The sequence below is a fragment of the Ignavibacteriales bacterium genome, assembly GCA_015709675.1.
GTDB lineage: Bacteria > Bacteroidota > Ignavibacteria > Ignavibacteriales > Ignavibacteriaceae > H2-BAC3.
Window position 1 is genome coordinate 3,521,867 of the sequence record CP054182.1, and the last position, 18,180, is coordinate 3,540,046.

32 protein-coding genes and 1 tRNA gene are annotated in these 18,180 nt (G+C 43.0%); all 33 read right to left on the bottom strand.

Translation table 11 applies throughout. The annotated features are described in order from the left end of the window. Nucleotide 1: 1 nt before the first annotated feature. The 33 genes from HRU80_13795 to rpsG all read right to left on the bottom strand — a co-directional run bounded on the left by HRU80_13795 (nucleotide 2) and on the right by rpsG (nucleotide 18,180). The gene (locus tag HRU80_13795; GenBank protein QOJ29883.1) at nucleotides 2-1,012 is read right to left on the bottom strand and encodes a DNA-directed RNA polymerase subunit alpha; all 1,011 of its coding nucleotides are present in this window, start codon (nucleotides 1,010-1,012) and stop codon (nucleotides 2-4) included. Between the two features lie 31 nt (nucleotides 1,013-1,043). Then, on the bottom strand, nucleotides 1,044-1,670 hold the full coding sequence (gene rpsD, locus HRU80_13800; GenBank protein QOJ29884.1) for a 30S ribosomal protein S4: 627 nt from the start codon (nucleotides 1,668-1,670) through the stop codon (nucleotides 1,044-1,046). A gap of 18 nt (nucleotides 1,671-1,688) precedes the next feature. Next, nucleotides 1,689-2,075, bottom strand: a complete 387-nt coding sequence (gene rpsK, locus HRU80_13805) for a 30S ribosomal protein S11 (GenBank protein QOJ29885.1) — start codon at nucleotides 2,073-2,075, stop codon at nucleotides 1,689-1,691. 23 nt (nucleotides 2,076-2,098) lie between these two features. Beyond that, nucleotides 2,099-2,482: a 30S ribosomal protein S13 gene (gene rpsM, locus HRU80_13810; protein ID QOJ29886.1), complete on the bottom strand. Its 384-nt coding sequence runs from the start codon at nucleotides 2,480-2,482 to the stop codon at nucleotides 2,099-2,101. A gap of 18 nt (nucleotides 2,483-2,500) precedes the next feature. Continuing rightward, nucleotides 2,501-2,614, bottom strand: coding sequence for a 50S ribosomal protein L36 (gene rpmJ / locus HRU80_13815; protein ID QOJ29887.1), 114 nt, complete (start codon nucleotides 2,612-2,614; stop codon nucleotides 2,501-2,503). Between the two features lie 12 nt (nucleotides 2,615-2,626). After that, on the bottom strand, nucleotides 2,627-2,845 hold the full coding sequence (gene infA, locus HRU80_13820; GenBank protein ID QOJ29888.1) for a translation initiation factor IF-1: 219 nt from the start codon (nucleotides 2,843-2,845) through the stop codon (nucleotides 2,627-2,629). 1 nt (nucleotide 2,846) lies between these two features. Beyond that, the gene (gene map, locus HRU80_13825; GenBank protein QOJ29889.1) at nucleotides 2,847-3,608 is read right to left on the bottom strand and encodes a type I methionyl aminopeptidase; all 762 of its coding nucleotides are present in this window, start codon (nucleotides 3,606-3,608) and stop codon (nucleotides 2,847-2,849) included. 3 nt (nucleotides 3,609-3,611) lie between these two features. Next, complete coding sequence (gene secY / locus HRU80_13830) at nucleotides 3,612-4,949, bottom strand: preprotein translocase subunit SecY (protein ID QOJ29890.1); 1,338 nt, start codon at nucleotides 4,947-4,949, stop codon at nucleotides 3,612-3,614. 13 nt (nucleotides 4,950-4,962) lie between these two features. After that, the gene (gene rplO / locus HRU80_13835; GenBank protein ID QOJ29891.1) at nucleotides 4,963-5,427 is read right to left on the bottom strand and encodes a 50S ribosomal protein L15; all 465 of its coding nucleotides are present in this window, start codon (nucleotides 5,425-5,427) and stop codon (nucleotides 4,963-4,965) included. Nucleotides 5,428-5,437: 10 nt separating this feature from the next. Beyond that, nucleotides 5,438-5,620, bottom strand: a complete 183-nt coding sequence (gene rpmD, locus HRU80_13840; protein QOJ29892.1) for a 50S ribosomal protein L30 — start codon at nucleotides 5,618-5,620, stop codon at nucleotides 5,438-5,440. A gap of 14 nt (nucleotides 5,621-5,634) precedes the next feature. Continuing rightward, a complete protein-coding gene (gene rpsE / locus HRU80_13845; GenBank protein ID QOJ29893.1) occupies nucleotides 5,635-6,222 on the bottom strand; it encodes a 30S ribosomal protein S5 in 588 nt (195 codons plus the stop codon). Further along, a tRNA-Gln gene (locus tag HRU80_13850) sits at nucleotides 6,191-6,264 on the bottom strand. The genes rpsE and HRU80_13850 overlap by 32 nt, the downstream gene beginning before the upstream one ends. Before the next feature lie 4 nt (nucleotides 6,265-6,268). Then, nucleotides 6,269-6,619, bottom strand: coding sequence for a 50S ribosomal protein L18 (locus HRU80_13855; GenBank protein QOJ29894.1), 351 nt, complete (start codon nucleotides 6,617-6,619; stop codon nucleotides 6,269-6,271). A gap of 15 nt (nucleotides 6,620-6,634) precedes the next feature. Beyond that, entirely contained in the window at nucleotides 6,635-7,174 is a 540-nt protein-coding gene (rplF, locus tag HRU80_13860; protein QOJ29895.1) for a 50S ribosomal protein L6, read from the bottom strand. A gap of 14 nt (nucleotides 7,175-7,188) precedes the next feature. Next, nucleotides 7,189-7,584, bottom strand: a complete 396-nt coding sequence (gene rpsH, locus HRU80_13865) for a 30S ribosomal protein S8 (protein QOJ29896.1) — start codon at nucleotides 7,582-7,584, stop codon at nucleotides 7,189-7,191. A gap of 15 nt (nucleotides 7,585-7,599) precedes the next feature. After that, entirely contained in the window at nucleotides 7,600-7,869 is a 270-nt protein-coding gene (gene rpsN / locus HRU80_13870; protein QOJ29897.1) for a 30S ribosomal protein S14, read from the bottom strand. A gap of 9 nt (nucleotides 7,870-7,878) precedes the next feature. Further along, entirely contained in the window at nucleotides 7,879-8,529 is a 651-nt protein-coding gene (rplE, locus tag HRU80_13875; protein QOJ29898.1) for a 50S ribosomal protein L5, read from the bottom strand. A gap of 23 nt (nucleotides 8,530-8,552) precedes the next feature. Next, nucleotides 8,553-8,879, bottom strand: a complete 327-nt coding sequence (gene rplX / locus HRU80_13880; protein QOJ29899.1) for a 50S ribosomal protein L24 — start codon at nucleotides 8,877-8,879, stop codon at nucleotides 8,553-8,555. Between the two features lie 11 nt (nucleotides 8,880-8,890). Continuing rightward, nucleotides 8,891-9,259, bottom strand: a complete 369-nt coding sequence (gene rplN / locus HRU80_13885) for a 50S ribosomal protein L14 (protein ID QOJ29900.1) — start codon at nucleotides 9,257-9,259, stop codon at nucleotides 8,891-8,893. A gap of 14 nt (nucleotides 9,260-9,273) precedes the next feature. Beyond that, nucleotides 9,274-9,534, bottom strand: coding sequence for a 30S ribosomal protein S17 (rpsQ, locus tag HRU80_13890; GenBank protein QOJ29901.1), 261 nt, complete (start codon nucleotides 9,532-9,534; stop codon nucleotides 9,274-9,276). Then, nucleotides 9,527-9,736 (bottom strand): 50S ribosomal protein L29, encoded by a 210-nt coding sequence (rpmC, locus tag HRU80_13895; GenBank protein QOJ29902.1) that lies wholly within the window; start codon nucleotides 9,734-9,736, stop codon nucleotides 9,527-9,529. The genes rpsQ and rpmC overlap by 8 nt, the downstream gene beginning before the upstream one ends. A 2-nt stretch (nucleotides 9,737-9,738) precedes the next feature. Next, nucleotides 9,739-10,170, bottom strand: a complete 432-nt coding sequence (rplP, locus tag HRU80_13900) for a 50S ribosomal protein L16 (GenBank protein ID QOJ29903.1) — start codon at nucleotides 10,168-10,170, stop codon at nucleotides 9,739-9,741. A gap of 15 nt (nucleotides 10,171-10,185) precedes the next feature. Beyond that, complete coding sequence (gene rpsC, locus HRU80_13905) at nucleotides 10,186-10,827, bottom strand: 30S ribosomal protein S3 (protein QOJ29904.1); 642 nt, start codon at nucleotides 10,825-10,827, stop codon at nucleotides 10,186-10,188. 10 nt (nucleotides 10,828-10,837) lie between these two features. Next, nucleotides 10,838-11,182, bottom strand: a complete 345-nt coding sequence (gene rplV / locus HRU80_13910; GenBank protein ID QOJ29905.1) for a 50S ribosomal protein L22 — start codon at nucleotides 11,180-11,182, stop codon at nucleotides 10,838-10,840. Nucleotides 11,183-11,201: 19 nt separating this feature from the next. After that, entirely contained in the window at nucleotides 11,202-11,489 is a 288-nt protein-coding gene (gene rpsS / locus HRU80_13915; protein QOJ29906.1) for a 30S ribosomal protein S19, read from the bottom strand. A gap of 11 nt (nucleotides 11,490-11,500) precedes the next feature. Then, nucleotides 11,501-12,325 carry a 50S ribosomal protein L2 gene (gene rplB / locus HRU80_13920; protein QOJ29907.1) on the bottom strand — a complete coding sequence of 275 codons (825 nt, stop codon included), beginning with the start codon at nucleotides 12,323-12,325 and terminating at the stop codon, nucleotides 11,501-11,503. Nucleotides 12,326-12,353: 28 nt separating this feature from the next. Next, nucleotides 12,354-12,653, bottom strand: coding sequence for a 50S ribosomal protein L23 (gene rplW, locus HRU80_13925; GenBank protein QOJ29908.1), 300 nt, complete (start codon nucleotides 12,651-12,653; stop codon nucleotides 12,354-12,356). Further along, the gene (gene rplD, locus HRU80_13930) at nucleotides 12,653-13,306 is read right to left on the bottom strand and encodes a 50S ribosomal protein L4 (GenBank protein ID QOJ29909.1); all 654 of its coding nucleotides are present in this window, start codon (nucleotides 13,304-13,306) and stop codon (nucleotides 12,653-12,655) included. Before rplD ends, rplW begins: the two co-directional genes overlap by 1 nt. Nucleotides 13,307-13,313: 7 nt before the next feature. Continuing rightward, a complete protein-coding gene (gene rplC / locus HRU80_13935; protein ID QOJ29910.1) occupies nucleotides 13,314-13,940 on the bottom strand; it encodes a 50S ribosomal protein L3 in 627 nt (208 codons plus the stop codon). Between the two features lie 16 nt (nucleotides 13,941-13,956). After that, nucleotides 13,957-14,268, bottom strand: coding sequence for a 30S ribosomal protein S10 (gene rpsJ / locus HRU80_13940; protein QOJ29911.1), 312 nt, complete (start codon nucleotides 14,266-14,268; stop codon nucleotides 13,957-13,959). Between the two features lie 75 nt (nucleotides 14,269-14,343). Next, a complete protein-coding gene (gene tuf, locus HRU80_13945; GenBank protein ID QOJ29912.1) occupies nucleotides 14,344-15,549 on the bottom strand; it encodes an elongation factor Tu in 1,206 nt (401 codons plus the stop codon). A gap of 27 nt (nucleotides 15,550-15,576) precedes the next feature. Next, complete coding sequence (gene fusA / locus HRU80_13950) at nucleotides 15,577-17,676, bottom strand: elongation factor G (GenBank protein ID QOJ29913.1); 2,100 nt, start codon at nucleotides 17,674-17,676, stop codon at nucleotides 15,577-15,579. 36 nt (nucleotides 17,677-17,712) lie between these two features. Next, a complete protein-coding gene (gene rpsG, locus HRU80_13955) occupies nucleotides 17,713-18,180 on the bottom strand; it encodes a 30S ribosomal protein S7 (GenBank protein QOJ29914.1) in 468 nt (155 codons plus the stop codon).

Below are 18,180 nucleotides of genomic sequence, written 5' to 3' on the forward strand. Positions count from 1 at the left end.
ATTAATTATTGTCGGTTTCGGATTTCAGATATTTGTCAATATCCATTCCGAAATGCAGACCAAGTTTTTCAATATGTTCGGAAAGCTCAGCAAGTGACTTACGGCCGAAGTTTCTGTATTTCAGCAGTTCTGATTCTTCTCTTCTAACCAGATCACCTACACTTTTAATGCTTGCGGCCTTAAGGCAGTTATGGGCACGAACACTCAGTTCCAGCTCATCAATACTCATCAAAAGCGCTTTTTTGGTTTTCTCAACTTCCGGATCCTTTTCAGCACCTTCTTTCGGAGCTTCAGGTTCAAGATTCAGACCAGTGAAAAGGTCAAGATGTTCTTTCAGCAGTTTAGCTGACTGCGTCATTGCATCCTGCGGGGAAATACTTCCGTCAGTGGTTACATCAATGGTGAGTTTTTCGAAATCATTTCTGTCTCCGATTCTCACGTTTTCGATATCATAACGGACATTCTTAATCGGAGTGAAAATTGCGTCTATTGCAATAACTCCGATTCCGAATTCCACATATTTTGCTTCACTATTCTTAATCTCTACTGCCGGAACGTAACCTCTGCCCTGACCAAGAATCAGCTCGATGCTGAATTTAGCCACGCTGTTAAGCGTTGCTATATGGAGTTCAGGATTCAGTACTTCAACATCTGATGTATATTTCGCAAGATCACCCGCTACAAATTCACCTTCGCCATTAAAAGAAATTTCAATGCGGCCTGGTTTCTTGGTAAGAGCTTTTAATCTGATCTGTTTCAGATTAAGTATGATCTCAGTAACATCTTCAACAACCCCGGGAATGGTGGTGAACTCATGAAGCACATCACTTATCTTTATTCCGATAATTGCTGTGCCCGGAAGCGATGAAAGCAGTACTCTTCTCAGAGAGTTGCCAAGAGTGGCTCCATAACCCCTCTCGAGCGGCTGAAGGGTAAATCTTCCGAATGTATCACTTTTCGTTGATTCATCAAGAATTACTGCCTCAGGCATTCTTAATTTTATCTGGTTCATGTATATGACCTCTAAATTTCTTTCTTAATTATTACTTAGAGTAGAGCTCAACTACCAACTGTTCATTGGCATTTAGAGGAATTTCACTTCTCTCAGGAAGCTGTAAAAATGTTCCTGTTAAAGTAGCTTTATTAACCGACAACCAAGAGAACTGAGCATCAACAACTCTCTTGAGGGAGTTATGAATCAGTTCAAGATTCTTGCTCTGGTCTTTAACTTTTATCACATCACCAGGAGTTACGGTATATGAAGGAATATCAACCAGCTTGTCATTCACCAGTACGTGACGATGACGGACAATCTGACGGGCTGACTTGCGTGAAGGAGCAAAACCAAGACGATAAACCACGTTATCAAGTCTTGTTTCAAGCAGTCTCACCAGGTTCTCACCGGTAATACCCTTCTGTCTGGTAGCTTTTTCAAAATAATTTCTGAACTGTGTTTCAAGCACTCCGTAAATTCTTTTGATTTTCTGTTTTTCCCTGAGCTGCACACCGTATTCAGAAATCTTTGACTTTCTGGATAATCCGTGCTGTCCGGGAGGATAATTCTTCTTTTCAAGAGGACATTTTTCTGTTAAACATTTCTGTCCTTTTAAATACAGCTTAGTCTTTTCTCTTCTGCATAATTTACAAACTGATCCTGTATATCTTGCCATTTAGCGCATTCTCCTCGTTTAAACTCTTCTTCTTTTAGGTGGTCTGCACCCGTTATGTGGTATGGGAGTAACATCCTTAATTGAGGATACTTCCAGCCCTGCTGTTGTCAGCGCCCGGATAGCTGACTCTCTGCCTGATCCGGGACCTTTTACGCGCACTTCAACTCTGCGCAGACCCATGTCATAAGCTTCCTTTGCAGCGGCTTCAGATGTTACCTGAGCTGCAAACGGAGTGTTTTTTCTTGATCCTTTAAATCCGTTTTTACCGGCGGACGACCAGGAAATTGCATTGCCATATACATCAGTGAGAATTACAATTACGTTGTTAAAGGTTGCCTTTACGTGGGCTATACCATTTACATCAACAACTGATTTTTTCTTAACTTTTTTTACTGCTTTTGCCATATATATCTAAATCCTTATATCGGTTATTTCTTTGATACAGCTTTCTTCTTGCCGGCAACTGTTTTCCTCTTGCCCTTGCGGGTTCTGGAGTTGGTTCTGGTTCTCTGACCGCGAACCGGCAGGCTGCGTCTGTGGCGAAGGCCGCGGTATGCTCCTACATCCATCAGGCGCTTGATATTGAGCTGTACTTCAGAACGAAGCGCACCCTCAACCTTATACTCTGCCTGAAGTACCGAGCGGATTGCTGCTACTTCATCCTCGGTAAGGGCTGAAACTTTTTTATCAGGTGCTACGTTAGCTGCCTGGAGAACATCTCCTGCAACTTTCGGTCCGATACCGAATATATACTGTAAACCGTAATATACCTTTTTATTCTTTGGTAAATCAACACCGGCAATGCGTGCCAAATTTTTACTCCTGTTTAATTAACCTTGACGCTGTTTGTGTTTCGGGTTCTTGCAGATTACCCGCACCACACCTTTTCGTTTAATCACTTTGCAATTATCGCAAATTTTTCTGACCGATGACCTTACTTTCATCTCAGATCTCCGTTATTTATATCTATAAGTAATACGACCTTTAGAGAGGTCATAAGGAGAAAGTTCTATTGAAACTTTATCCCCGACCAATATTTTTATAAAATGCATTCTCATTTTTCCGGAAATGTGCGCAAGTATCTCATGCCCGTTGTCGAGCTTCACTTTAAAGTGTGCATTGGGCAGAGTTTCTGTAACTGTGCCGTCAACTTTTATGGGACCCTGTTTAGCCATTTTATATTTTTGTTAGTATTTCCGGTTCACCATCGGTTATCGCGATGGTATGTTCAAAATGTGCTGAGGGCTTTCTGTCTCTTGCGAAAACAGTCCAGCCGTCATCTGAAAAAACTACATCTCTTTTGCCCATGTTAACCATAGGTTCAATTGCGATGGTCATTCCTTTTTTCAGCTTTGCACCGTAACCCTTTTTACCGTAATTCGGTATTGAAGGGCTTTCGTGAAGGTGTTTGCCTACTCCATGTCCGGTTAGCTCACGCACTATGGAAAAGGAATTCTTTTCAACATATGACTGAATTGCAAATGATATATCCTGTACTGCGTTTCCGGCTTTTGCCTCGGCAAGTCCGAGATACAGAGATTTTTCAGTCACTTCAAGAAGTTTTGCAACCTCAGAGGAAACAGCTCCTACCGCTATGGTTGTTGCGCCGTCTCCGTAATAACCATTCTTCAGCACGCCAACATCAACTGAAATGATATCCCCTTCTTTCAGTTTTCTGGATCCCGGTATTCCGTGTACTACCTCTTCATTCACCGAGGAGCAGATGGAACCAGGAAAATCAATGCTTCCCGCCTGTGAGTATCCCTTAAACGCCGGGATTCCTCCTCTTGACCTGATATGCTCTTCTGCCATCCTGTCAAGTTCCAGTGTCGTTACACCGGATTTAATTTCTTTTTTTAATAGTTCAAGAACCTCTGCAACAATCCGGCTGCTTTCTCTTATGTAGCCGATTTCCTGCTCAGTTTTAATTATGATCAACTATTAAGCTCTTCTGCCCTTTATTCTTCCGGACTTCATAAATCCGTCATAGTGGCGAATCTTAAGCTGTGATTCAATCTGCTGAAGTGTATCAAGCGCTACACCAACAAGAATGAGAAGACTGGTTCCGCCAAAGAACTGAGCAAATTTACCTGACACGCCAAACGCACCAACAAATGCAGGCAGTATGGCGATTATCGCCAGGAAGAATGAACCCGGCAGAGTAATCTTGGTTAATATGTTGTCAATAAAATCAGAGGTCTGTTTGCCTGGTCTTAAACCGGGAACAAAGCCGCCCTGCTTCTTCATATTGTCAGCAACATCTTTCGGATTGAAAGCAATTGCTGTATAAAAATAGGTAAAGAACACAATCAGTATTGCATACATAATCGAGTATACTGCTGAGTCATAATTGAAATATACCGCCGTTGACTGCAGAAATTCGCTGTCAGGGAAAAACGAAAGCACAGTGCTCGGTATAAACATAATTGACTGAGCGAAAATGATCGGCATAACGCCTGCGGTATTAACGCGAAGCGGTATATAATTGGTCACGCCACCGAAGACTTTTCTTCCGACAACTCTTTTTGCATACTGAACAGGAATTCTTCTGGTACCCTGAGTAACGAGGATAACACCCATGATTACCGCAACCATGAAGACGAGAAGAATAATTTCAACGATAACGTTTCTCTGTCCGGAGGCAAGAAGCTGAATTTCATCAAGAACTGCATACGGGAACCGGTCAATGATTCCGATGAAGATGATGAGAGAGATACCATTTCCGATACCTTTTTCTGTAATCTGCTCACCCATCCACATCATGAAAATCGTACCTGAGGTAAGAATTATGATGGTTGAAAGGGTCCAGAAGAAGCCCTGGATTTCAGCCGGAATAATAGAAAGTCCGCTGACTTCCATATTGTTAAGGCGGATGGTTACGCCCCATGCCTGCATAGCAGCAATAAGAACGGTACCCTGTCTGGTTAACTGGGTAATCTTTTTTCTTCCTTCTTCCCCCTCCTGCTGGAGTTTCTGGAAGTAAGGAACCACCGCACCCATAAGCTGGATGATAATGGATGCACTGATATACGGCATAATACCGAGAGCAAAGATTGCAGCATTGGAGAAAGCACCGCCCACAAACAAATCATACAGACCAAACAGGTTGTTGGTATCCGCATTATCCATTGCCTGTTTCAGCAATCCGGAATCAACACCGGGAAGCGTGATATGCGCGCCGATTCTCACAATAAGCAGAAGCGCCAGAGTATATAATACTCTTTGGCGCAGCTCATGCACTTTGAATATATTTCTGAAAGCTTCGGTTAATTTCGACATGTAATTCCGTTCGTTAAATCGTAACCACGTTCGTAGTTCCGCCGGCAGCTTCAATCTTTTCTTTAGCGGATTTACTGAAAGCTGCTGCTTCTACATTGATTTTACTTTTTAATTCACCGTTGCCTAATATCTTATAAGGTTTTACACCCGAAGAAATCAGTCCGTTTTTATAGAAAACTTTAGCGTCAAACAGCTCAACTGAAGAACCAAGCTTGTCAGCAAGAGCCTGAAGCTGATCAACATTGATCACCTGAAAGTGCACCTTAAAGGGACTCTTAAAGCCGAACTTAGGAATTCTTCTCTGAAGGGGCATCTGACCGCCTTCAAACCATGCACGCTGCTTGGCACCTGAACGTGAAAGCTGACCGTTCATACCGCGGGTAGACTGTCCGCCGTGTCCTGAACCTTCGCCGCGTCCGACGCGCTTTTTATTTTTGGTAGAACCCTTAGCAGGGGTTAAATTACTTAATCTGTCCATTGTATATATCCTAGTCCTTCACTTCTTCAACTTTAACCATGTGAGACACTTTGTTGAGCATGCCTCTGATCTGTGGTGAGTCGTTAACAATTTTAGAATAATTAGGTCTTCCTAATCCGAGGGCTTTGATCGTTCTTTTCTGATCTTTCGGATAGTCGATCATGCTTTTGATCTGAGTTACTTTCAATTTCATTCTGAGCACCTATATCAGGGTTTGAATAAGTCGTTAATAGTTAATCCTCTCTTAGAAGCCATTGCTTTTGCAGTGATCAGACTCTGCAGTCCGTTCAGAGCAGCTTTAACCTGGTTGTGAGGGTTACTTGAACCGAGTGATTTGGTTAATACATCTTTTACACCTGCAGCTTCAAGCACTGCTCTTACTCCGCCGCCGGCAATAAGACCGGTACCGGGTGAAGCCGGCTTCAGAAGCACTTTGCCCGCGCCGAATTTTCCGATAATGGTGTGAGCAATAGTGTTTTTGTGAATTTCAACGCGCACAAGATTCTTCTTTGCGTCATCAATTCCTTTTTGGATAGCATCGGTTACTTCATTGGCTTTACCAAGACCAACGCCAACCAGACCGCTTTCATTGCCGACTACAACAATCGCATTAAAGCTGAATCTGCGTCCGCCTTTCACAACTTTTGCTACACGGTTGATATGGACTACTTTTTCTTTCAGTCCTTCAACTTCATTTGCCCGTATATTTAAGGTTTTCTTCAATGTATATATCCTAATGCTTAAAATTTTATGTATTAGTTTCTGGCTGCCGAGGGAGGATTCGAACCTCCGCATACGGCTCCAAAGGCCGCTGTCCTACCGTTAGACGACTCGGCAGTGGTTAAAATTGTAAACCATTTTCGCGAGCACCGTCAGCGACAGCTTTTACACGGCCGTGATAACGGTAACCGTTGCGGTCAAACACAGCTGCAGTAATGTTGGCTGCTTTTGCTTTTTCAGCAAGCAGGCTGCCAATCATTTTGCTGCGGGCAATCTTTCCTTTAGCACTCTTCAGGTTTTCCTGAACGCTTTTTTCAAGACTGCTCGCTGCTACCAGTGTGGTACCGGCAACATCGTCAATTAACTGTGCGTAAATATGGTTGAGACTTCTGTAAACCGTCAGTCTCGGCTTCTCAGGGGTTCCTGAGATTTTTTTTCTGATTTTTGTTTTTGATCTTAATCTTGTACTCATGTTATCCGCCTTTGCTTACTTTCCTGCTGTCTTGCCGGCTTTTCTTCTGATCTGTTCGTCAGAATACTTAATGCCTTTGCCTTTATATGGTTCCGGCTCTCTGAAAGATCTGATCTTTGCAGCAACCTGACCAACCAACTGCTTATCAATTCCTGATATAACAATCTGGGTCGGGGTGGTAACTGCTAAAGTCACACCTGCCGGCGGAATAAAATAGATCGGGTGAGAATAACCGATGTTGATCAAAAGATTGGTACCCTTCAGTTCAGCTCTGTAACCGACACCAACGATATCAAGGGTTTTGGAGAAGCCTTCAGTAACACCTTTAATCATGTTAGCGGTTAATGCTCTTACTAAACCATGCAGTGAGCGGTTTTCTTTCTGATCGTTTGACCGGGTGAAAGAAATTTCGTTATTCTCAATTTTGAAATCTATCGGCTTAGGTAAATCCGCTGAGAGCTCACCTTTGGGACCTTTCACGGTAATAACTCCGTCGGTCACCTTCACGTTGATTTTTTCCGGGATAACAACCGGTTTTTTTCCGATTCTTGACACGATATTCTCCTAGCTTACCAAATATAACAGAGAATTTCACCGCCAACAGAGTCTCTGCGAGCCTGTTTGTCGGTAAGGATTCCCTTTGATGTTGAAATAATTGCTATTCCGTATCCGTTAAGAACTCTTGGAAGTTCATCAGCCGGTGCATATTTTCTTAAGCCCGGTGTGCTGATTCTTTCCAATCCGGTGATTGCCGGAGTACCGTTTGTATATTTTAACTGAATACGAAGATTCGATTTACCTTCCTGGGTTGTTTCTGCGAAATCAGTTATAAAATTCTGATCTTTCAGTATCTGAAGGATTTCTCTCTTGATCTTTGAATACGGAACATCAAGCCGTCTTTTGTTAGCTTTAACTGCGTTGCGTATTCTGGTTAAAAGATCTGCAATAGGATCTGTTACTGGCATATACTCATTTCCTCCTTACCAACTTGCCTTTTTAACTCCGGGGAGAAGTCCCTGAAGTGCTTTTTCACGAAGAACCAGACGAGACACACCGAACTTTCTGTAGTATGCCCGTGCTCTTCCTGTTAATGCGCATCTGTTGTGTAAACGGATTTTAGATGAGTTTCTCGGGAGTGACTGCAGAGCGTCCCAGTCACCTTTTGCCTTCAGCTCCTTGCGGAGTGCCTCATATTTTTCGTAGAGTTTTCTCTTTTTTTCTTCTCTTGCAAAAAGACTTTTCCGTGCCATTAAAATCCTTTAATTTATTTCTTTCTTCCTGAAGGGGAAGCCGAATGCAGTGAATAATTCAAAAGCATCTGTATCAGACTTTGCAGAAGTTACAAAGGTGATATCCATACCTTTAATTTTATTAACCTTATCAACGTTAATTTCAGGGAAAATAATCTGTTCTTTGATACCCAGGGTATAGTTGCCTCTTCCGTCAAATGACTTATCCGGAAGCCCCTTGAAGTCTCTCACACGCGGAAGTGCGATGTTGAGCAGCCTGTCAAGGAATTCATACATTTTATCTTTGCGCAGAGTAACCATAGCACCGATCGGCATATTCTCACGAAGTTTGAAATTCGAGATTGCCTTTTTTGACTTTCTGATGCTTGGCTTCTGGCCTGCAATTGCTTCGAGTTCTTTTACTGCCTCTTCCAAAATTTTCGGATCGGAAACAGCATCACCGAGACCCATATTAATTACAATTTTCTTTAGTACGGGAACCTGCATGATACTCTTGTACCCGAGTTTTTTGTACAAGGCCGGTCTGATCTGTTCATTAAATACTCCCTGTAAACGAACAGGAATTTTTACAAATGATTCAGCAGACTGCACAGGTTCTTCGCCAGAGCTCTTTTCTTCTTTCTTGCTCTTGCTTTCTTTGCGAACTTCTTTTTTTGCCATGACTGAAGTAACCTATCTGATTTTTACTTTAACATTTCGCCGGATTTTTTGCTGATCCGGACAAATTTTCTTTTCTTGTTGTCATCACCAAGAATTTCCTGTGAGCCGATTCTTGCTGGTTCACCGGTTTTAGGATCGAGGATCATGACATTTGACACATTAACCGGGAGTTCCTTTTCAAGGATACCGCCCTGCTGATTGCGCTGTGAAGGTTTGGTGTGTCTCTTTCTCAGATTCACGCCTTCAACAATCACTCTTCCCTTTTCAGGGAATACTTTTAATACTTTGCCGGTTTTGCCGCGGTCATTGCCGGCAATTACACGGACGTTATCATTCTTTTTCAGTTTCATCGTAATATATCCTATAAAACTTCAGGTGCTAATGAAACAATCTTCATGAACTGTCTCTCGCGGAGTTCTCTTGCCACGGGTCCGAAAATACGGGTTCCTTTCGGATCGTTCTGATTGTTAATCAGTACCGCTGCATTCTCATCAAAGCGTATATATGAACCGTCTTTTCTTCTGACTTCTTTTTTGGTTCTTACAATCACCGCGCGGCTTACTTCGCCTTTTTTTACGGCTCCGTTAGGAAGTGCAGCTTTAACTGACACAACGATGATATCTCCGAGACTTGCATACTGTCTTCCGCTTCCGCCGAGGACTCTGATACAACGAACTCTTTTTGCTCCGGAGTTGTCTGCGACAACTAAATTGGTTTCCTCTTGAATCATCTTACTCCTCCTTCCTACTTCGCTTTCTCAACGATGCTAACCAGGCGCCATCTCTTATTTTTGCTGAGAGGTCTGGTTTCCGCAATCTTTACAGTATCTCCGATGCCGCATTCATTCTTCTCATCATGAGCCATGAACTTGGTGGTCTTCTTAAAATATTTTTTATATATCGGATGTGCAACCTGGCGCTCAATAGCCACGGTGATGGTTTTTTCCATCTTATTGCTTACCACAACACCGATACGTGTTTTGCGTAATGCTCTTGTATTATCCATTACTCTTAGCCTCTTTCGAATTCCGTAATTTTAATTCAGTCATCAGCCTGGCGATAGTTCTTTTTGTATCACCGAGTTTAGCAGTATTGGTCAACTGTTTCAGAGCATGCGTGAACCGTAAATCTACAAGATTATTCTGTTCGTCTTCTAATCTTCTTACCAGTTCTTCAGTGGTAAGCTGTCTAATTTCTGATATCTTCATAACTATGCTTTGGTTTGATTGACTAAGTCTCTTCTGGAAACTATTTTCGTTTTAATTGGAAGCTTATGACCGCAGTTCTTTAATGCTTCTGCAGCAATTTCAGCGGAAACACCGCCAACTTCAAACATAATGCGGCCCGGCTTTACAACAGCAACCCAGAATTCCGGAGCGCCTTTACCTTTACCCATACGTGTTTCAAGCGGCTTTTTAGAAACCGGCTTATCTGGGAAAATTCTTATCCAGATCTGACCGTCTCTTTTCATGGCACGTGCAAGTGACACACGGCATGCTTCAATCTGACGGCTGGTAATCCATGCCGGTTCAAGCGCTTTCAGACCATAATCGCCGAAATCAACATTTGAACCTCTGAAAGCTTTACCGGTTCTGCGTCCGCGGTGTGCTTTACGATATTTAACTCTTTTTGGTAATAACATTTAAATCTCCGTAGATTAATCTGATGCTTTCTTGCCGAGAATTTCTCCGCGGCAAATCCAAACCTTAATTCCGATGGAACCGTAAACGGTTTCAGCTCTTCCGTAAGCAAAGTCAATGTCAGAACGGAGTGTATGAAGAGGAATCTTTCCTTCTTTATACTGGTCGGTACGGGCAATTTCCGCGCCGCCTAATCTGCCTGAGCACATAACCTTGATTCCGTCTGCACCGCTGCGCATTGCAGCGCTGATTGCCTGCTTCATTGCTCTTCTGTAGGAAACTCTTTTTTCCAGCTGCTGGGCAATGTTATCTGCAACCAGGATTGCATCCTGTTCAGGTTTTTTATTTTCAGTAATCTGAATTTTTACATCTTTTTCAGTAAGTGACTTAAGCTCTTTTTCAATCTTGTTGATCTCTTCTCCGCCGCGGCCGATAACAACGCCAGGACGTGAAGTATTGATGTTAACAACAATATTCTTTGAAGTTCTTTCAATAATGATTCTTGAAATTCCAGCTTTCTCAAGTCTGCTCTTAATGTAACTGCGGAGCTTATCATCTTCCAGCAGTTTTCCGGTGTAGGATTTCTTTTCGAACCAGTTTGATTCCCAGCCTCTGTTAATTCCTACTCTGAATCCGATCGGGTGTGTTTTCTGTCCCAAGTTATACTCCTTACACTTCTTCTACAACGATGGTTAAATGGCAGGATCTTTTACGAATCCTGTATGCTCTGCCCATCGGTGCGGGAGAAATCCTCTTCATCGTGGGTCCCTGATCTACGAATGCTTCCTTGACGACAACATTTGCTGTATCAATCCTGGTTGAGCCCTGATCATTATTAAGGAGATTTGCAACAGCAGATCTTAAAACTTTTTCTGCGGTTTTAGCTGCATGTTTGGGCTGAAAGTGCAACACTTCCAGAGCTTTCTCAACATTCATTCCGCGTACCAGATCAATAACCAGTCTCATCTTTCTGGGTGATGAGGGTATAAATCTGCAAACAGCTTTTGCTTTCATTTACTCTGAATCCTCTGTCTTATTTTGCTTTTGAAGCCTTCTCGGCTTTGGTGCCGGGATGAGCTCTGAAAATTCTTGTTGGTGAAAATTCACCTAATTTATGACCTACCATATTTTCTGTTACAAAAACAGGGATCATTTTATTACCATTATGAACAGCAATCGTATGGCCTACAAAATCCGGGTGGATTGTTGAAGAGCGTGACCAGGTCTTAATGATCTTCTTCTGACCCTGCTTGTTCATCGCATTGATTTTTGCGAGTAACTTCAAATCAATATATGGACCTTTTTTTACCGATCTTGGCATAGTTTACTCTGTTACTTCCTGCGTTTGATAATATATTTGTTCGATTCGTTCTTCGGCTTTCTGGTTTTCAGTCCTTTTGCCTTCTGACCCCATGGAGATACTGGATGACCACCGCCTGAAGTTTTACCTTCACCGCCGCCCATCGGGTGATCTACCGGGTTACGGGCAACACCTCTTGAAAGAGGACGCTTTCCGAGCCATCTTCTTCTGCCGGCTTTACCAAGACTGATGTTTTCGTGCTCTGAGTTTCCTACTGATCCGTAAGTAGCCATACAATCAAGACTGACCATTCTTACTTCACCTGAAGGAAGTTTAATCTGAGCCATATCGCCGTCTTTACCGATGAACTGAACAGCACATCCTGCTGATCTTCCGAGCTGGCCGCCTTTCTTTGGCTTCATTTCAACATTGTGAATAAAGCTTCCGAGAGGCATTTCTCTCAGAGGAAGAGCATTGCCTACTTTAATATCAACGCCTGAACCTGCAATTACCGTATCGCCAACCTTCAGACCGGTGGGGGCAAGTATATATCTCTTGTCACCATCCTTGTAGAATAACAGCGCTATACGTGAAGAACGGTTCGGATCATATTCAATTGCCTTTACCAGAGCCGGAACACCAAACTTGTCGCGTTTGAAGTCAATCATTCTGTACTGACGTTTGTGTCCGCCTCCTCTGTGGCGTGAAGTGATTCTGCCGAGGTTATTTCTTCCGCCTGATTTGCTCAGCGGTGCAAGCAGTGACTTCTCGGGCACGGTCTTTGTGATTTCCTCAAATGTATAATTTGAGCGGAATCTGCTGCCGGGAGTCGTCGGATTTAATTTTTTAATTGGCATGTACTGCTCCTAATTCCTGCTTCGTCTCTTAAACTTGTTCGTAAAGATTAATCGTCTGGTCCTTCTTCAGGGTGACGTATGCTTTCTTATAACGGGCTGTGCTGCCGGAAAATCTTCCGCTTTTACGGAACTGGGATTTAATCTTGCCTTTATATTTAATCGTTTTTACCGATTCAACTTCTACGTTGTATTTCTTTTCAACTGCTTTGGCAATTTCAATCTTGTTCGCGCTGTAATCCACCACAAAGCCGTATTTCGGGTCTTTTTCATCGGTGGACATCTTTGTTACTTTTTCAGTATATAAAGGTTTAATGAGTATGCGTACCATTATTCAGCGCTCCTTTTTCCTGCACCGGCCATTTTCTCATTCAAAGCGAGAATTGCGCTCTTCTGATATATAACAACCTGGTTGTTCAGTATATCATAGGTTGCAGCTTTTTCTGATTCCATGACCTGTACTTTTGCGATATTTCTGCCGGAACGGTAGATTTTATCATTCTTGCCGTTTGTCAGAAAAAGAATTTTCTTTCCGGAAACTTTCAGCTTCTCAAGAATCTCATTAAAATTCTGAGTCTTATAACCCGGAAGCTCAAAATCTTCAACAACCATCAGCTGCTGATCCTGAACTTTATAAGAGAGAGCAGATGCTTTTGCAAGCGCTTTCACTTTTTTGTTCAGATCCTGGCGATGATCTCTCGGCTTAGGACCAAAAATGGTACCGCCGCCAACCCAGAGTGGTGATCTGGTTGTACCTGCTCTGGCTCCGCCTTTACCTTTCTGCTTCCATGGCTTTTTACCGCCGCCGCTAACTTCGCTTCTTTCCTTTGCCTTGCTTGTTCCCTGACGCTGATTTGCAAGGAACTGCTTTACGGAAAGATAGATAGCGTGATCATTTGGCTTCTCAAGTGAGAATACTGCGTCTGACAGATCAACTTTTTCTCCTGTCAGCGTACCGTCTATTTTATAAACATCTAACTGCATTGCAAAATCAACTTGTTTTAATTATTTCAACGATTGAATTCACTGCACCAGGAATAGCACCTTTTACAAAGATGAGATTCTTATCTGCAACTACTTTAACAACCTTCAGATTACGAACGGTAACATTCTCATGTCCCATTCTTCCGGCCATTCTCTGACCTTTGAATACTCTTGAAGGATAGGATGAAGCACCAACCGAACCGGGAGCTCTGAGACGATCGCTCTGACCGTGTGTTGTGCCGCCGACACCGCCGAAGCCATGTCTCTTCATAACACCCTGAAAGCCTTTGCCTTTGCTCTTTCCTTTGACTTTTACTTTGTCGCCTTCCTTAAAGAGTTCGGCTGTTACATCGTCACCAATTTTGAGCGAATTCGGGTTACCGGATCTGAATTCTTTTACGACCTGAAATGCCGGTAATCCGTTCTTTTTATAATAAGCTTTTGTAGGATTGGGAAGATTTTTCTCTTTCCTCTCTCCGAAACCGATGGTCAGCGCTTCGTAACCATCTGTTTCCGCCGTTCTGAGACGGACAACTTTACAAGGCCCAGCCTGTATTACAGTAACAGGTATGATTGCACCATTACTGTCGAAGATGCTGGACATTCCTAATTTTTTACCTAATAAACCGTTCATCTTTTCTCCGAAGACTCTATGTTAACTTTATCTCGATATCCACACCGGCAGGTATATCAAGTTTGCCGAGAGCATCAATAGTTTTTGAATTAGAGTTGGAAATATCAATTATTCTTTTGTGAATACTTAATTGAAATTGTTCTCTGGATTTTTTATCAACATGGGGAGAACGGTTAACTGTAAAAATCGTCTTCTTCGTGGGAAGCGGAATTGGTCCGTTAACCACGGCAGCTGTCATCTCAACAGTTTTGATGATCTTCTCACATGATTTGTCGATCAGTGTATGATCGTATGACTTTAATTTAATTCTGATATTAGAACCAGCCAATTTGAAATTCTCCTTGTTGAATAAAGAAACAAAAAGGGAGGTGAAACTCCCTTCTTGTTTTCAGTCAAATATATCTTATTCGATAATTTTGGTTACTACGCCTGAACCTACGGTTCTTCCGCCTTCACGGATAGCGAAGCGAAGCTTCTCTTCCATAGCGATGGTTCCGATAAGTTCAATTGACAGTTTTACTGTTTCACCAGGCATTACAACCTGCATTCCTTCAGGAAGGGTAGCAACACCGGTAACGTCGGTAGTTCTGAAATAGAACTGAGGTCTGTAACCGTTAGCGAACGGAGTATGTCTTCCGCCTTCTTCTTTGGACAGGATATATACTTCGCCTTCAAACTTCTTGTGAGGGGTAATTGAACCCGGCTTAGCGAGAACCATTCCTCTTTCGATTTCATTTTTGTCAACGCCTCTGAGCAGCAGACCTGCATTATCACCAGCCTGAGCTGAATCAAGTTCTTTACGGAACATTTCGATACCGGTAACAACAGTCTTCTTGTGAGCGCCAAGACCGATCAGTTCAACTTCTTCACCGATCTTTACGGTTCCTCTTTCAACTCTACCGGTTGATACGGTTCCGCGGCCGGTGATTGAGAATACGTCTTCCACAGGCATAAGGAACGGTTTGTCCATTGCTCTTTCAGGAATCGGTACATATCTGTCAACTGCATCCATCAGATCCCAGATGCACTGATATCTTGGATCGTCAACAGGAGCGTTAGCTGAACCTGCATCAAGAGCATGAAGCGCTGAACCGCGAATGAATGGAATATCATCGCCAGGGAATTCATACTTTGAAAGGATTTCTCTTAATTCCATTTCAACCAGGTCGAGGAGTTCAGGATCGTCAACTGCATCCACTTTGTTCATGAATACAACGATTCTTGGTACACCTACCTGACGTGCAAGGAGGATATGTTCTTTGGTCTGTGGCATCGCACCGTCAGTAGCAGCTACAACGAGAATAGCTCCGTCCATCTGAGCAGCACCGGTGATCATGTTCTTCACATAGTCAGCGTGACCCGGGCAGTCTACGTGTGCATAGTGTCTTGCTTCGGTTGCATACTCAACGTGAGCGGTTGCAATGGTAATACCTCTTTCTCTTTCTTCAGGGGCATTATCAATTGAGTCAAATGTTCTAACCTGAGCATAACCTTTACGGGCAAGAGCCATGGTAATTGCTGCGGTTAAGGTTGTCTTTCCATGGTCAACGTGGCCGATTGTACCAATGTTCACATGGGGTTTACTGCGGTCAAATTTTTCTTTTGCCATTAATGTATCTCCTTAAGTTAAAATCTATTATGCGTTAACTGCTTTTTTACCAGATGACTTTTCTGCAATTTCTTCAGCCAGTGACTTCGGAACTTCAGAGTAATGAGAGAACTGCATGCTGTAGATCGCTCTTCCCTGTGTCATTGATCTGAGTACGGTTGCATAACCGAACATCTCTGAAAGTGGAACAAGTGCTTTAATTACCTGAGCATCTTTTCTTGCGGTAAATCCTTCGATTCTGCCTCTGCGTGAGTTAAGGTCTCCCATAACATCTCCGAGGTATTCTTCCGGAGTTACTACTTCGACGCTCATGGTCGGCTCCAGAAGTACTGGCTTTGCTTTACGTGCACCTTCTTTGAAGCCAATTGAGCCGGCAACTTTGAATGAAAGCTCATCTGAGTCCACATCGTGATATGAACCGTCATAAATTTTAACTTTCACGTCAACAACCGGGAAGCCGGCGATAACACCGTTTCTCATTGCTTCCTGCACACCTGCTGATACTGCAGGCACATATTCTTTTGGCACAACACCGCCGACAATACCGTTGGTGAACTCGTAACCTTTACCCGGTTCGTTCGGTGAAATCTCAAGCCATACATGGCCGTATTTACCGCGTCCGCCGGACTGTTTTACAAATTTACCTTCTGCATTTACCGTGGTTGTAATGGTTTCTCTGTAAGCAACCTGAGGTTTACCAACATTTGCTTCTACTTTAAATTCTCTCTTCATTCTGTCAACCAGGATTTCCAGATGAAGTTCACCCATACCAGCGATAAGGGTCTGACCGGTTTCTTCGTTGGTCGAAACTCTGAATGTCGGATCTTCATCAGAAAGCTTCTGAAGAGAATCTGAAAGTCTGTCCTGATCAGCTTTGGTTTTGGGTTCAATGGCAATTTCAATAACCGGTTCTGGGAATACCATCTTCTCCATGATTACCGGATCGTCTTCCAGACAGAGTGTATCACCGGTTCTGGTGAACTTGAGACCAACTGCAGCGGCGATATCACCGGCGCGTACTTCTGAAATCTCTTCTCTGTGGTTTGCATGCATCTGCAGCAGACGCGAAATTCTTTCTTTTTTTCCGCTGATTGAATTGTATATATAAGAACCAGCGTTCAGTTTTCCTGAATATACTCTGAAGAAGGTGAGCTTCCCTACAAACGGATCGTTCATGATCTTGAATGCAAGAGCTGTAAACTTTTCATCTTCAGCAACTTTTCTTTTTACGACATCATTAATGTTTACATGATGCGCTTCAATTTCACCTGCATCAACCGGCGCAGGAAGGAATTCAACTACTGCGTCAAGCAGTCTCTGAACACCTTTATTCTTAAATGATGATCCGCAGAGAACAGGAATAATTTTACCCTGAATGGTCGCTTTGCGAAGCACTGAGGTAATCTCAAGATCTGAGATATCCTGGCCTTCAAGATATTTTTCGAGAAGGGTATCATCTACATCAGATACTGCTTCGAGCATCTGTGTTCTGTATTTTGTGGCTACCTCTTCCAGATCGTGCGGAATAGCAATTTCGTCAAATGTTGTGCCCTGTGTTTCAGCATGATACATACGGGCTTTATATTTAATCAGATCAACTTCACCGGCAAACATATCACCTTCTCCGATCGGGAGAGTTACAGGGATAGCGTTTGCACCGAGGCGCTCTCTGATCATTGAGAGGGCATTATAAAAATCTGCACCAATACGGTCCATCTTATTGATGAATGCAATTCTTGGCACATTATATTTGTCTGCCTGTCTCCATACTGTTTCAGACTGAGGTTCAACACCGCCGACCGCGCAGAAAAGCGCAACAGCTCCGTCGAGGATACGGAGAGATCTTTCAACCTCTACGGTAAAATCAACGTGACCCGGGGTGTCAATAATGTTAATCTGATGATTGTTCCAGAAACAGGTGGTAGCAGCGGAAGTAATAGTAATACCGCGCTCTTTTTCCTGTTCCATCCAGTCCATCGTAGCAGCACCGTCATGAACTTCACCAAGGCGATGCAGCTTTCCTGTATAGAAAAGAATTCGCTCGGTTGTAGTAGTCTTACCCGCATCAATGTGAGCCATGATGCCGATATTTCTTACTTTATCAATTGGTGTTGAAGTTTTAGCCATCTAATCGTTAATCCTGATTCTTCTTATATCTGTCTATTACCACTTAAAGTGAGCAAAAGCTTTATTAGCTTCAGCCATTCTGTGGGTATCTTCTTTCTTTTTAACTGCGGAACCTTCGCCATTGTGAGCAGCAACCAGTTCACCCGCTAATTTTGCAGGGAATGATTTCTCATTTCTCGCGCGGGAATATTCTCTTAACCATCTGAAAGCGAGTGCAAGACGTCTTTCCGGACGTACTTCCATCGGAACCTGATAGGTCGCGCCGCCAACTCTGCGGCTTCTCACTTCGATTACCGGAGAGATATTAGCAATTGCTTTCTTAAAAACTTCAATGCCGGGTTTTTTAGTCTTTTCTTCAGCCAGTCTGAAAGCTTCATATACTGCATTAGCCGCGGTAATTCTTTTACCGTCATACATAACAGCATTGATAAATTTTGCAACCCAGAGGTCATTATACTTTGCATCCGGGAGTAAATATCGTTTTTCGGCTCGTTTTTTTCTCAT